This window comes from Helicobacter pylori, assembly GCF_001653455.1.
GTDB classification, from domain to species: Bacteria; Campylobacterota; Campylobacteria; order Campylobacterales; family Helicobacteraceae; genus Helicobacter; species Helicobacter pylori_A.
In genome coordinates this window covers 438204-452286 of the sequence record NZ_CP011486.1, presented here as the reverse complement: position 1 = coordinate 452286, position 14083 = coordinate 438204, and the positions used below count along the sequence as shown (strand labels likewise).

Below are 14083 nucleotides of genomic sequence, written 5' to 3'. Positions count from 1 at the left end.
TAATGAAAAAGGCTATTGAATGCCCTTTTTAAAAGCCCTAGAATCTTTTGATGCACCCTTTTTAGAAAAAGAAATTTCAAAGCGTTTTAGGGATAATTTAATTTTTTTCAAATCCTATCACCCCAATCTGTTTAACGCCCTCAATACGCCTTTTAAAAATTACCAATTGCTTTTTGAAACAAATCATTTCAATCTCTTACACACGCCAACAAACGCTTTAAGCTACCCTAAAAATCAAATGATAGAAACCGCTTTCAACATGGCTTCTAACCCCTTGAATAACCCCAGATGGTCATTAGACAATAACCGCCTCTCTTTACATTATTTAAAAACTCAAAACAACCACAAACTCCCCCTAACCCTTAAAGCCACGCATGCGATCTCAAACTTTTTAAATCAAACTCACACGCCTTGCTCTTTAGGGCTATTCTTACCCCCTACCATGATTTATGGCGTTTTAGACGGCTTGTTTTTGGCTATTTTACAGGCTCAACATTACCGCTTCCATTCGCTTTATTTGTTTGAAGAAAATTTAGATCTGTTTAAAATCAGTTGCTATTTTGTGCGTTATGAAGATTTGATGATAAAAGGGGCTAAACTCTTTATTCAAGGGTTTTTTAACCCTAATGAATTGAAAATGGATTTTTTAAAACGCCCTGTTACGCATTCTTTTTTGAAACTAGAAATCATGCCCTATAAAAGCGCTTTTAATTTGCACATGCAAGAAAACATTCAAAGCTATTACAAACAAGCCTTAAGGGGTTGGGGGAGTTTTGAAGATGAATGGCTAGGGTTTAAAAACACGCTTAAAAACTTACCCCTATACAAAACCCTAAAAACCAAACCCAAAAAGATTAACGCCCCTATTTGCGTGGTGGGTAATGGGCCAAGTTTGGATTTACTCTTACCCTTTTTAAAAGAAAATGAAGAAAATTGCATCATTTTTTCATGCGGAACCGCTTTAAAGCCTTTAAAAACGCATGGCGTTAAAGTGGATTTTCAAATAGAAGTGGAGCGCATTGATTATCTTAAAGAGGTTTTAGAAAAAGCCCCCCTAAAAGACACCCCTTTAATAGGGGCTAACATGCTCAATCCTAACGCCTTTAATCTAGCCAAAGAAGCGTTGATGTTCATGCGTGGGGGGAGTGCTTGCGCGTATATAAGCCCTTTAAGCGTGGAATACGCAGCGCCTTTTGTGGGCAATGCTGGGGTGGCTTTAGCGAGTTTGATGAGCAATGAAATCTATTTGTGCGCTTTAGATTGCGCTTATATCAAAGGGTTTAAAAAACACGCTAAAAATTCCTATTATGAAAATGAAAAAGAAATTGATTTTTCATCTTTAATCAGCGTGGAGGGTAATGTTAAAGGCTATGAAACTTTTAGCGACTCGCTCTTTTTACTCTCTAAAGAAAGGATTGAAGAAGCCCTTATTTATTATAAGCCTAAAAAAGTCTATAATCTGAGCTATGGGGCTAAAATCAAGCATGCCTTTAGCATGGATCACTCTCAAATCCAATTAAAAAATTGCAACAAACAAGAAGCTATTACTCGCATTAAAACCATGTTTAGCCCCCAAAATCACCATGCCAAAGATTTAAAAAATTTGCAAAAAAACCTTATTGATTTTAAAGAAAGTTTTTTAAAATCTTTAAACACGCCCTGCCAAAGCAAACAAGAAGTGTTTGAATGGGTGGATAATTTGAATATATTGTGCCAAACAACCAGCGCTAAAAACCCCACCATAGGCATTTTATTTGAAGGGAGTATCGCGCACATCTTGCAAAGCGTTTTAATCGTTTCATTACATCTCAAAGAAAATGAGCTGACACATTTCATTAACCATTCTCAAAATACCCTAAAACAATTCCTTAAAGAAGCTTGTTTGTTATTGCAAATGCAACTTAAACAACCATGATTTTTATTTTTACACTATAATAACAAGCCTAAATCAAAGGGGTATGCATGCCGTATAACGAAATCACAAGGGTTCAAGTCCCTGCTTTAATGCATTTAGCCAAGTTGGGCTACAACTTTATTTCCCAAAAAGATAAGCCTAAACTGGATGCAACGACTAATGTTTTAACCGATAGTTTCACTCAAGCCTTTAACCAACTAAACCCCAATAAAAATGCACAAGAAACGCTTAATGGCATGAAAAAACGCTTGAATTATGATGATTTAGGCAAAAGCTTTTATGAATACTTGCTCAAAAGCGAGCATCAAATCATAGACTTTAATAACCCTAACAACAATCGTTATGAAATGATGGCTGAATTACCCTACAAATCCCTAAGACCTGATATAACCCTTTTTATCAACGGCTTGCCTTTGGTGAATATAGAAGTTAAACAGCCTTACGCCGAAAAAGGCATTAAAGAGGAAAGAGATCGCCATATCCAACGCTATAAAAACCCTGAAAACAAAGTTTTTTATAACCTCACGCAAATTTGGCTCTTTAGCGATAATTTACCCTATGATGACACAAATCCTAATCAAGGGGCGTTTTATGGCGCTTCTTATTCGCCCATTTTCCAACGCTTTGTTGAAGCCAATAAGCTAGATATTACCCCCCCCCCCCCGAAAATGATCAAAATGATCAAAACCATCAAAACCACAGATCGCTTGAAGAAATTCAAAAAAAGATCTTAAATGAATTTAACCTCAAAGACACCAGCACCCTAAAAAACCCTGAAGACACCCCCACAAACGCCCTTTTAACTTCGTTTTGCTCTCAAAAAAGGCTTTGCTTTATCCTAAAATACGGCATCAGTTTTTTACAAGAAAAATCAGATTTTAAAAAACACATTTGGCGTTATGCGCAAATGTTTGCGAGTTTGAATGTTTTAAAAGAATTGCAAAAACATTACAAAACTAACCCTAAAGACCCCTTAAAAGGCGTCATTTGGCACACACAAGGCAGCGGTAAAACCGCCTTAACCTACCATTTAACCAAAATCATAAAAGACTTTTTTAACCCCCTCAATAAAAAAACTAAATTTTATTTTATTGTGGACAGACTGGATTTATTAGAACAAGCTAAAAGCGAGTTTTTAAAAAGAGGCCTTGAAGTGCATGAGCCAAAAAATAAAGAAGAATTGAGCCAAAAATTAAAAAGCCTTAGCGTGTTTGATGGCACTCAAGGGAATGATGAAATCGTTGTTGTGAATATCCAGCGATTCAAAGACCCTAATGAAAAAGACCATGAAAATAATGAAAATAAAGATCTTTCTAACAACAATCCTAAAGAAATCGTTTCTAAAACGGAATTGCAAGAAGCGATACAAAATAACCACGATTTGCAAAGGGTGTTTATCATAGATGAAGCCCACAGGAGCTATGACCCTAAAGGTTGCTTTTACGCTAATTTGATAGAATGCGACAAAACAGCAATTAAAATCGCCCTCACAGGCACGCCCCTATTAGAAAACGACGCGCAAGATAAAGCCACTAAAAACACTTTTGGCAATTATTTGCACACCTATTCTTATATAGAATCCATTAAAGACAAACACACCCTAACGCTCAAATTAGAAATCATTGAAAAGAGTTACAAAGAAAAACTGCAAGAAATCTATCGCCTTTTGCAAGAAAGCATCACTATTGAAGATATAAAAATCAAAAAAGAGACTATTTTTAATGATGAAAAATACATTAAAGCCATGCTCTCTTATATCATTAGAGATTTATTGAATTTCAGGCAATTGAATGATGATAAAAATTTAAAGGCTATGGTGGTTTGTTTTTCAAGCGCGCAAGCTAAAAAAGCTAATGAGTTTTTTAATAAAGTTCAAGAAGAAGTCTTGCAAAACCACCCTAACCTAAGCATTTTAAACAAACTCCAATCTGACTTGATTTTGTATGATGAACCAGAAGTCAAAGAAAAGATTCATTCTTTCAAACATGAAGATACCGATATAGTCTTTGTGTTTAACATGCTTTTAACCGGCTTTGATTTACCCAATCTCAAACGCCTTTATATCCACAGAAAATTAGACAAACACAATTTACTCCAAGCCCTAGCCAGGGTGAATCGCCCCTATAACAACATGTCTTTTGGCTACCTTATAGATTTTGTAGGCATTGAAGAAAATTTTGACAAAACGACTGATGATTACTTGAAAGAATTAAACGCCTTTAATCTAAACAGCTCTAATCAAGACGATGCCAATGATATTAAAAATATATTTGCAGATCCTAAGATTTTAGAAAAAGACATTAAAAACGCCTACGATGATCTTTTTAATTACCCCATTGATGATATAGAGGCCATGACTAGCGCTATTGTCAGTATAAGCGAAATGAACGAGTTTTTAAAAGTCTCACACGCCATTAACACGCTTAAAGAACGCTACAACATCATACGGACTTCTAACGATGAAAAAATCCTTTACTTAAAAGAAAAAATGGATATTGAAAAAATCAGCAAAATCTCTTCAATGCTGAGCCAAAAAGCCAAACAACTCCATGCGTTAAAAAACATCAATGAGCCTAAAAACCCAAACGATTTAATCGTTTTAGAAGACCTCATCGCTCTTTTAGACTTTAAAATAGAGTTTAAAGAAAGCAAAGAATTGCACTTTAAAGAAAGAGAAGAGATTAACGCCAAATACCAACAAGCTAAAGAGATTTTAGAAAATAGCCCAGACAAAAAAAGTAAGGAATTTCAAAATTTTTCTAAAGAGCTTTCAAAATTGCTCCAAACGCCCACAACAAGCCAGAATTTTAATGAAATTTCTACCGCTTGCAGCGCGCTTATTTCCCAACTAGAAAAAGCCAACCAACAAACCACTAACCTATTAAATAAATATAATAATGATCCCTCTTATGCGATCACGCACAAACGCCTTATAGAAAAAACCATTTCTAACCCAACGGGTATTTTTACGCTTTTAAGCGCGCTCAAAAGCGCTATTGATGAGCGTATTTCTAAACGGCAAGAAATCTTAACCGAAGAAGATACTCTCAAAAATGCCATAAATGCAGAATTAAAGAACGCTTTCAACAAAAACCCCTCCTTAAAAGATTTACAAAAAGAAAGAGAATTTATCGCTCAAACCCTTTTTAACGAACTCACACAAAACCACCATCAAGGAAATTCCAATGCCTAATAACGCTTTATTGCAAATCAAACAAGACACCCTAAGCCTCATTGACGATTTAAAAGTCATTTGCACTAGTTTTGGCTTAGGGAACGATGGCAACGAATACAAGATCATCACGCAATGCTTTTTGTATAAATTCTTATGCGATAAATTTGAATTCTTTTTTGAACAAAAATTCCCTGACAAAACCATACAAGATTACAAAAACTTTAACGAGGAAGAAAAAGAAGATTTTTTCGCCGATGTAAAAGATAATAAACTCCCCAAACTCTCTTATGATGAGCTTTTAAACCATCTTTTTGAAAAACATTTTAACGATAACGATTTACACCTAAAACTAGATGCTATTTTTAATCGCATTTCTAGCAATAACGCCGAACTTTTTAACACCCAAAGCACGGATAAAACCACTATCGCCCTATTTGAAAGCGTCTCACAATACATTAATGAAGAATCCAAAAGGGCTAATTTTACAAGAGTTTTACTAGACAAACTCAAAAATTTTAATTTCAAACAAGCTTTTTTAAACCTACAAAACCAACAAGGCTATGACTTTTTCGCTCCCATTTTTGAATACTTACTCAAAGATTACAATAACGCCGGCGGAGGGAAATACGCCGAATACTACACCCCTTTAAGCATCGCTAGCATCATTGCTAAGCTTTTAGTAAGTGTTCCCACTCAAAGCGTCAAAATCTATGACCCAAGCGCTGGCACAGGAACGCTTTTAATGGCATTAGCCCACCAAATAGGCACAAATTCTTGCACCCTTTATGCCCAAGACATTTCGCAAAAATCCTTAAGAATGCTCAAGCTCAACCTGATTTTAAACGACTTGACCCACTCTTTAAGATACGCCATTGAGGGAAACACCCTAACGAACCCCTACCATTCTAAAGACCATCATGGGAAAATGGATTACATCGTGAGCAACCCCCCTTTCAAATTGGATTTTTCCAACGAGCATGCCGAGATTTCGCAAAACAAAAACGATTTTTTCTTAGGCGTGCCCAATATCCCTAAAAACGATAAAAGCAAAATGCCCATTTACACGCTCTTTTTCCAGCATTGCTTGAACATGCTAAATCCAAAGGGTAAGGGGGCTATCGTCGTGCCAACCGGATTCATCAGCGCTAAAAGCGGGGTAGAAAATAAGATTGTCAGGCATTTAGTGGATAAAAAGCTCGTTTATCAAGCGAAACAATCAGCCAAGCGGAGTTTGAAAAATTGATGCAACAATATTCAAGCGAACTCACAAGCCTTTTTGATGAAAGCCAAAGCTTGCAACAAGAAATTTTAGAAACTTTAGGAAATCTTAATTATGACTAAACTTTTAGATTTAAAAAATAATTCAGTAATTGCTATCAATCAAAACAACTACACTAAAGAAGACAATTACAAAAAAGTTTGTTATTTAGATACTGATAATATCACAAACAATAGAATAAATGCTTTTCTAAAAATTGATTTAACAAAAGAAAAACTGCCCTCAAGAGCTAAACGAAAATGCTCCATTAATAGCATTATTTATTCTAGCGTAAGACCCAATCAACGCCACTTTGGGATTATTAAAGAAATTCCAAAAAATTTTTTAGTTTCTACCGCTTTTATCGTAATAGATGTTATAGACTTAGAAAAATTAGACCCTAATTATTTGTATTATTATATTACGCAAGATGAAATCATTCATTACTTGCACCGCATCGCAGAATGTGGGACTTCTAGCTACCCCTCTATCACACCCCTAGATTTTCTTAATATTAAAGTCAAACTTTACCCACTAGAAACACAACAAAAAATCGCCCGCACGCTTTCTATTTTGGATCAAAAAATAGAGAACAACCATAAAATCAATGAGCTTTTACACAAAATCCTAGAACTTCTTTATGAACAATACTTCGTTCGTTTTGATTTTTTAGATGAAAACAACAAGCCCTACCAAACTAACGGCGGAAAAATGAAATTTTCTAAAGAATTAAACCGCCTTATCCCCAACGATTTTGAAGTCAAAACGCTAGGGGATAATCCCCTATGTAACACAATCAAAACGGGAGTAACCCCCTTTAAACAAAAAGTGTATTATGAAACAAAACATATACAAGAAACCCTATCTCTTAATCAAGGACTTAAAGTTAGCTATAGAAAACGCCCTAATAGAGCCAACATGCAACCCGCTATCTATTCGGTATGGTTTGCCAAAATGAAAGACACTAAAAAACACTTATTTTTAAACCAACGCATGCAATCATGGATAAAAGAAAGTATATTATCAACAGGTTTTTGTGGCTTACAATGTCAAAAACATACTTTTGAATACATAGCTTCCATGATTAAACACTCCCCTTTTGAAACAAGAAAAAACAATCTAGCGACCGGTGCTACACAAAAAGCTATCAACATTGAGGCACTAGACTATATTTTCATTCTTATACCAAATAAAGAGCTACTAGATAATTATTCCAAAATAACTAAACCACTCTATGAAAAAATCTCTAACAATATCATTGAGACCCAAACCCTAACCACGATGAGGGACTTTCTACTCCCCCTACTCTTAAAACAGCAAGTCAAACCACAATAAAAATCAAAAACAAAACCAAAAATAAGCAATACCTAAGCAAACTTATATTAAAATCTCTCTTTTTGATTGCGGAGTATGGCGCAGCCTGATTAGCGCGCACCCTTGGGGTGGGTGAGGTCGTGGGTTTGAATCCCGCTACTCCGACCATGACTTTAAAAAAACTTCAATTAATATCATTTCATTATATAATCACACTAAACAAAATCAATTTTTAAACATGATGATTGAAAGGATTTCTATTGGATCGTTTCTTTAACCGAGAGCTTTCATGGTTAGCTTTTAACACAAGGGTTTTGAATGAAGCTAAAGATGAGAGCCTGCCTTTATTAGAGCGCTTGAAGTTTTTAGCCATTTATGACACGAATTTAGACGAATTTTACATGATAAGAGTGGCGGGGCTTAAACAACTCTATGAGCATAAAATCGCCTCTAAAGGCATTGATGGCGCAAGCCCTGAAGAACAATTAGAAAAAATCAAGCGTTATTTAGCGCATGAAATTGAAGAAAGGGAATTGGAATTTCAAAAAATCCAAGCCCTACTCTTTAAAAAGGGGCTTTGCATCACCCCTTATAACAAGCTGAATCTAGAGCAAAAAGCCAAAGCTAAAACTTATTTTAAAGAGCAACTTTATGCGTTAGTCTTGCCTTTTAAGTTGGATTCCTCGCACACTTTCCCGCCTTTAGCGAATTTGACTTTCGCGCTTTTTGCCCGCATTAAAGACAAAGAAACCCAAAACACCTCTCATGCGCTCATCAAACTCCCCTCTTTTATCTTCCGTTTTGTAGAGCTGGAAAAAGGCTTGTTTGTGTTGGCTGAAGAAATCGTAGAAGCGCATTTAGAAGAATTGTTTTTAGAGCATGAAATTTTAGATTGTATGGCGTTTAGGGTAACTTGCGATGCGGATATTGCAATCACTGAAGATGAAGCGCATGATTATGCGGATTTGATGAGTAAGAGTTTAAGGAAACGAAACCAAGGCGAAATCGTGCGCTTGCAAATCCAAAACGGAAGCCAAGAGCTTTTAAACACCCTTTTAGCCTCTTTAAGGAGTTTTCAGACCCACTCTTACAAAAAGCACAAACTCACCGGCATGCATATTTATAAAAGCGCAATCATGCTTAATTTAGGGGATTTGTGGGAATTAGTCAATCATAGCGATTTTAAAACCCTTAAATCGCCCAATTTCACGCCTAAAATCCACCCCCACTTTAACGAAAACGATCTTTTTAAATCTATAGAAAAACAAGACTTGTTGTTATTCCACCCTTATGAGAGTTTTGAGCCTGTGATTGATTTGATAGAGCAAGCCGCTAGCGATCCAACCACGCTTTCTATCAAAATGACGCTTTATCGTGTGGGCAGGCATTCTCCCATTGTCAAAGCCTTAATTGAAGCGGCGAGCAAGATCCAAGTGAGCGTTTTAGTGGAATTGAAAGCGCGCTTTGATGAAGAGAGTAATTTGCACTGGGCAAAAGCCTTAGAAAGAGCGGGCGCGTTAGTGGTTTATGGCGTTTTCAAACTCAAAGTGCATGCCAAAATGCTTGTGATCACCAAAAAAACAGACAACCAATTACGCCATTTCACCCACTTAAGCACGGGCAATTACAACCCTTTGAGCGCTAAAATCTATACCGATGTGAGTTTTTTTAGCGCGAAAAATGAAATCGCTAACGACATTATCAAACTCTTCCACTCTCTTTTAACAAGCAGTGCAACGAGCAACACCCTAGAAACGCTTTTTATGGCGCCCAAACAAATTAAAAAACAAATCATTGATTTGATCCAAAATGAAATGAAGCATGAACAAGAAGGCTATATCATTTTAAAAGCCAACGCGCTAGTGGATAGCGAGATCATTGAATGGCTGTATAAAGCCTCTCAAAAAGGGGTTAAAATTGATCTCATTATCAGGGGGATTTGCTGTTTAAAGCCCCTAGTCAAAGGCTTGAGCGAAAATATTAGGGTGTATTCTATCGTGGGGAAATATTTAGAACATGCACGCATTTATTATTTTAAACATGAGAATATCTATTTTTCTAGCGCGGATTTGATGCCCAGGAATTTAGAAAGGCGCGTGGAATTGCTCATCCCGGCCACAACCCCAAAGATCGCTCATAAATTGTTGCACATTTTAGAAATCCAATTAAAAGACACCCTAAAACGCTACGAGTTAGATTCTAAAGGCCGTTACACTAAAATTTCAAACCCTAATGATCCTTTAAATTCGCAGGATTATTTTGAAAAACACGCCCTTAAAACCTTTTAGGACTATCATTCAAGCAATAAAATATAAGGATTGAAATGCTTTATTCATTGTTAAAAAAATATTTGTTTAGCTTAGACGCTGAAGAAGCGCACGAAAAAGTTTGTAAAATTTTAAGAATGCTTTCTTCATCGCCCTTTTTGTGTGATTTGATCCATTCTCAATTAGGATACAAAAACCCAAAGCTTGAAAATGAAATTCTAGGCTTACACTTCTCTAACCCCTTAGGATTAGCCGCCGGCTTTGATAAAAACGCTTCCATGATTAGAGCGTTAATCGCCTTTGGGTTTGGCTATTTAGAAGCAGGCACCTTGACGAATATCGCTCAAATCGGGAATGAAAAGCCAAGACTTTTCAGGCATATTGAAGAAGAGTCCTTGCAAAATGCGATGGGGTTTAATAATTACGGAGCGGATTTAGGGGTTAGAGCGTTTAAGCGCTTCGCCCCTTATAAAACCCCTATTGGCATCAATTTAGGCAAAAACAAACACATAGAGCAAGATAACGCCCTAGAAGATTACAAGGCGGTTTTGATTAAATGCTTAAACATTGGCGATTATTACACCTTCAACCTTTCTTCGCCCAACACACCTAATTTAAGGGATTTGCAAAATAAGGCGTTTGTGAATGAACTTTTTTGCATGGCTAAAGAAATGACCAACAAGCCCTTATTTTTAAAAATCGCCCCAGATTTAGAAATAGATAGCATGCTAGAAATCACAAATAGTGCTATTGAAGCTGGAGCGAGCGGGATCATTGCAACTAACACCACGATTGATAAAAGCCTGGTGTTTGCCCCTAAAGAAACGGGAGGTTTGAGCGGGAAATGCTTGACCAAAAAAAGCCGTGAAATCTTTAAAGAATTGGCTAAAGCTTTTTTTAATAGGACTATTCTTGTTTCTGTGGGGGGGATTAGCGGTGCGAAAGAAGCTTATGAAAGGATTAAAATGGGAGCGAGTCTGTTACAAATTTATAGCGCTTTTATTTACAACGGGCCAAATTTATGCCAAAATATTCTTAAAGATTTGGTAAAATTACTCCAAAAAGATGGATTTTTGAGCGTCAAAGAGGCTATAGGAGCGGATTTAAGATGAAATATTTTTCTAGTCAAAGACTTTTGAGGCTTTGTTCTGTCTTGTTAGTGATCTTAGGAGCGAGCATGCATGCACAATCTTACTTACCCAAACATGAGAGCGTTACCTTAAAAAACGGGTTGCAAGTCGTAAGCGTTCCCTTAGAAAATAAAACCGGGGTTATAGAGGTTGATGTGCTTTATAGAGTCGGCTCTAGAAACGAAATCATGGGAAAAAGCGGGATCGCTCACATGCTAGAGCATTTGAATTTTAAAAGCACTAAAAACCTTAAAGCCGGCGAATTTGATAAAATCGTTAAGCGTTTTGGGGGCGTGAGTAACGCTTCTACGAGCTTTGATATTACACGCTATTTCATTAAGACCAGTCAGGCTAACTTGGATAAGTCTTTAGAATTGTTCGCCGAAACGATGGGTTCATTGAATTTAAAAGAAGATGAGTTTTTGCCTGAGCGTCAAGTGGTCGCTGAAGAAAGGCGATGGCGTACTGATAATTCCCCTATTGGCATGCTTTATTTCCGCTTCTTTAACACCGCTTATGTTTATCACCCCTACCATTGGACGCCCATTGGTTTTATGGACGATATTCAAAACTGGACTTTAGAAGACATTAAAAAATTCCATTCGCTCTACTATCAGCCTAAAAACGCTATCGTTTTAGTGGTAGGCGATGTCAATTCCCAAAAGGTTTTTGAATTAGCCAAAAAGCATTTTGAATCCTTAAAAAATCTTGATGAAAAAGCTATCCCCACCCCTTACATGAAAGAGCCTAAACAAGATGGGGCGAGAACGGCAGTCGTGCATAAAGATGGGGTCCATTTAGAATGGGTCGCTCTAGGGTATAAAGTGCCTGCTTTCAAGCATAAAGATCAAGTCGCTTTAGATGCGTTAAGCAGGCTTTTAGGCGAAGGCAAAAGTTCATGGTTGCAAAGCGAATTGGTGGATAAAAAACGCTTGGCTTCTCAAGCTTTCTCGCATAACATGCAATTGCAAGATGAAAGCGTGTTTTTATTCATCGCTGGAGGTAATCCTAATATCAAAGCCGAAGATTTGCAAAAAGAAATCGTAGCGCTTTTAGAAAAACTTAAAAAAGGGCAAATCACTCAAGCGGAGTTAGACAAGCTCAAAATCAACCAAAAAGCCGACTTCATTTCTAATTTAGAAAGTTCTAGCGATGTGGCGGGGCTTTTTGCAGACTATTTAGTGCAAAACGATATTCAAGGCTTAACCGATTACCAGCAACAATTTTTGGATTTAAAAGTGAGCGATTTGGTGCGCGTGGCTAATGAATATTTTAAAGACGCCCAATCAACCACCGTGTTTTTGAAACCTTAAAAGAGCCTTATAGCATGCAATTCCATTCATCTAGTGCACTGGTTACGCCTTTTAAAAAAGATCTGAGCGTTGATGAGGCCGCTTATGAATCCTTGATCAAGCGCCAAATTTTTCAAGGCATGGACGCATGCGTGCCTGTTGGCACGACAGGAGAATCCGCCACACTCACCCATAAGGAGCATATGCGTTGCATTGAAATCGCCATAGAAACTTGCAAAAACACCAAAACGCCTTCAAACTCACGCATGAAAGTGTTGGCCGGCGTGGGCAGTAACGCCACGAGCGAGTCGCTTTCTTTAGCCAAATTCGCTCAAAAAATCGGTGCAGATGCGATTTTATGCGTAAGCCCTTATTATAACCGCCCCACCCAACAAGGCTTATTTGAGCATTATAAAACCATCGCTCAATCGGTGGAAATCCCTGTCATGCTCTATGATGTGCCAAGCCGCACAGGCGTTTCTATTGAAGTCCCAACCGCGCTCAAGCTTTTTAGAGAAGTCCCTAACATTAAAGCCATTAAAGAAGCGTCTGGCTCTTTGAAAAGAGTAACAGAATTGCACTATCATGAAAAAGATTTTAAAATTTTTAGTGGGGAAGATTCGCTCAACCACTCTATCATGTTTTCAGGGGGTCAAGGCGTGATTTCAGTGACCGGTAATTTAATGCCCAATTTGATTTCACAAATGGTCAATTGCGCGCTCAAACATGAATACCAACAAGCCCTAGAAATCCAAGACAAGCTTTTTAATTTGCATCAAGCCCTTTTTGTGGAAACGAACCCTATCCCTATTAAAATGGCCATGCATTTAGCCGGCTTGATTGAAAACCCAAGCTACAGACTGCCTTTAGTAGCTCCAAGCAAGGAAACGATTAAACTTTTAGAAAAAACTTTACAACAATATGAGGTAATTGCATGAATGGTTCCAATCACATGAAAAATAAAACCCTAGTGATTAGCGGCGCGACTAGAGGCATTGGCAAGGCGATATTGTATCGTTTCGCTCAAAGCGGCGTGAATATCGCTTTCACTTACAATAAAAATGTTGAAGAAGCCAACAAAATTATAGAATATGTGGAGCAAAAATATTCCATTAAAGCCAAAGCTTACCCCCTTAATGTTTTAGAGCCTGAGCAATACACAGAGCTTTTTAAACAAATTGATGCGGATTTTGACAGAGTGGATTTTTTTATTTCTAACGCTATTATTTACGGGCGCTCGGTCGTGGGTGGGTTTGCACCTTTCATGCGCTTAAAACCTAAAGGATTAAACAATATTTATACAGCCACTGTGTTAGCGTTTGTGGTAGGGGCTCAAGAAGCGGCAAAACGCATGCAAAAAGTAGGCGGTGGGGCGATCGTGAGCTTAAGCTCTACAGGAAACTTGGTCTATATGCCTAATTACGCCGGCCATGGCAATTCCAAAAACGCCGTAGAAACCATGGTTAAATACGCCGCTGTGGATTTAGGCGAGTTTAACATTAGAGTGAATGCGGTTAGTGGCGGGCCTATTGATACGGACGCTTTGAAAGCCTTCCCTGACTATGTGGAAATCAAAGAAAAAGTAGAAGAGCAATCGCCCCTAAAACGCATGGGCAATCCTAACGATCTGGCCGGAGCGGCGTATTTCTTGTGCGATGAAACCCAAAGCGGTTGGCTTACCGGGCAAACAATCGTTGTAGATGGTGGAACTACTTTCAAATAAAGATTTTTC

9 protein-coding genes, 1 tRNA gene and 1 pseudogene are annotated in these 14083 nt (G+C 37.5%); all 11 read left to right on the top strand.

Annotation, left to right across the window (positions count from 1 at the left end; genetic code table 11):
* Window positions 1–19 precede the first annotated feature (19 nt).
* The 11 genes and pseudogenes from AA977_RS02155 to AA977_RS02105 all read left to right on the top strand — a co-directional run bounded on the left by AA977_RS02155 (window position 20) and on the right by AA977_RS02105 (window position 14074).
* Window positions 20–1915, top strand: a complete 1896-nt coding sequence (locus AA977_RS02155; RefSeq protein WP_064434406.1) for a motility associated factor glycosyltransferase family protein — start codon at window positions 20–22, stop codon at window positions 1913–1915.
* Window positions 1916–1962: 47 nt separating this feature from the next.
* Window positions 1963–2649: a type I restriction endonuclease gene (locus tag AA977_RS02150; RefSeq protein ID WP_064434405.1), complete on the top strand. Its 687-nt coding sequence runs from the start codon at window positions 1963–1965 to the stop codon at window positions 2647–2649.
* A 173-nt stretch (window positions 2650–2822) separates the two neighbouring features.
* A complete protein-coding gene (locus AA977_RS02145) occupies window positions 2823–5108 on the top strand; it encodes a DEAD/DEAH box helicase family protein (protein ID WP_064434404.1) in 2286 nt (761 codons plus the stop codon).
* Window positions 5101–6431, top strand: a pseudogene (locus AA977_RS02140) (HsdM family class I SAM-dependent methyltransferase). The gene AA977_RS02145 and the pseudogene AA977_RS02140 overlap by 8 nt, the downstream one beginning before the upstream one ends.
* Window positions 6424–7683, top strand: a complete 1260-nt coding sequence (locus tag AA977_RS02135; RefSeq protein ID WP_064434403.1) for a restriction endonuclease subunit S — start codon at window positions 6424–6426, stop codon at window positions 7681–7683. Before AA977_RS02140 ends, AA977_RS02135 begins: the two are co-directional and overlap by 8 nt.
* Before the next feature lie 69 nt (window positions 7684–7752).
* Window positions 7753–7830, top strand: a tRNA-Pro gene (locus AA977_RS02130).
* A 92-nt stretch (window positions 7831–7922) separates the two neighbouring features.
* On the top strand, window positions 7923–9950 hold the full coding sequence (locus AA977_RS02125) for an RNA degradosome polyphosphate kinase (RefSeq protein ID WP_064434402.1): 2028 nt from the start codon (window positions 7923–7925) through the stop codon (window positions 9948–9950).
* Window positions 9951–9985: 35 nt separating this feature from the next.
* On the top strand, window positions 9986–11041 hold the full coding sequence (locus AA977_RS02120; protein ID WP_064434401.1) for a quinone-dependent dihydroorotate dehydrogenase: 1056 nt from the start codon (window positions 9986–9988) through the stop codon (window positions 11039–11041).
* The gene (gene pqqE, locus AA977_RS02115; RefSeq protein ID WP_064434400.1) at window positions 11038–12372 is read left to right on the top strand and encodes a zinc protease PqqE; all 1335 of its coding nucleotides are present in this window, start codon (window positions 11038–11040) and stop codon (window positions 12370–12372) included. The genes AA977_RS02120 and pqqE overlap by 4 nt, the downstream gene beginning before the upstream one ends.
* A gap of 14 nt (window positions 12373–12386) precedes the next feature.
* Entirely contained in the window at window positions 12387–13289 is a 903-nt protein-coding gene (gene dapA, locus AA977_RS02110) for a 4-hydroxy-tetrahydrodipicolinate synthase (RefSeq protein WP_064434399.1), read from the top strand.
* Window positions 13286–14074 (top strand): enoyl-ACP reductase, encoded by a 789-nt coding sequence (locus tag AA977_RS02105; RefSeq protein ID WP_064434398.1) that lies wholly within the window; start codon window positions 13286–13288, stop codon window positions 14072–14074. The genes dapA and AA977_RS02105 overlap by 4 nt, the downstream gene beginning before the upstream one ends.
* Window positions 14075–14083 lie beyond the last annotated feature (9 nt).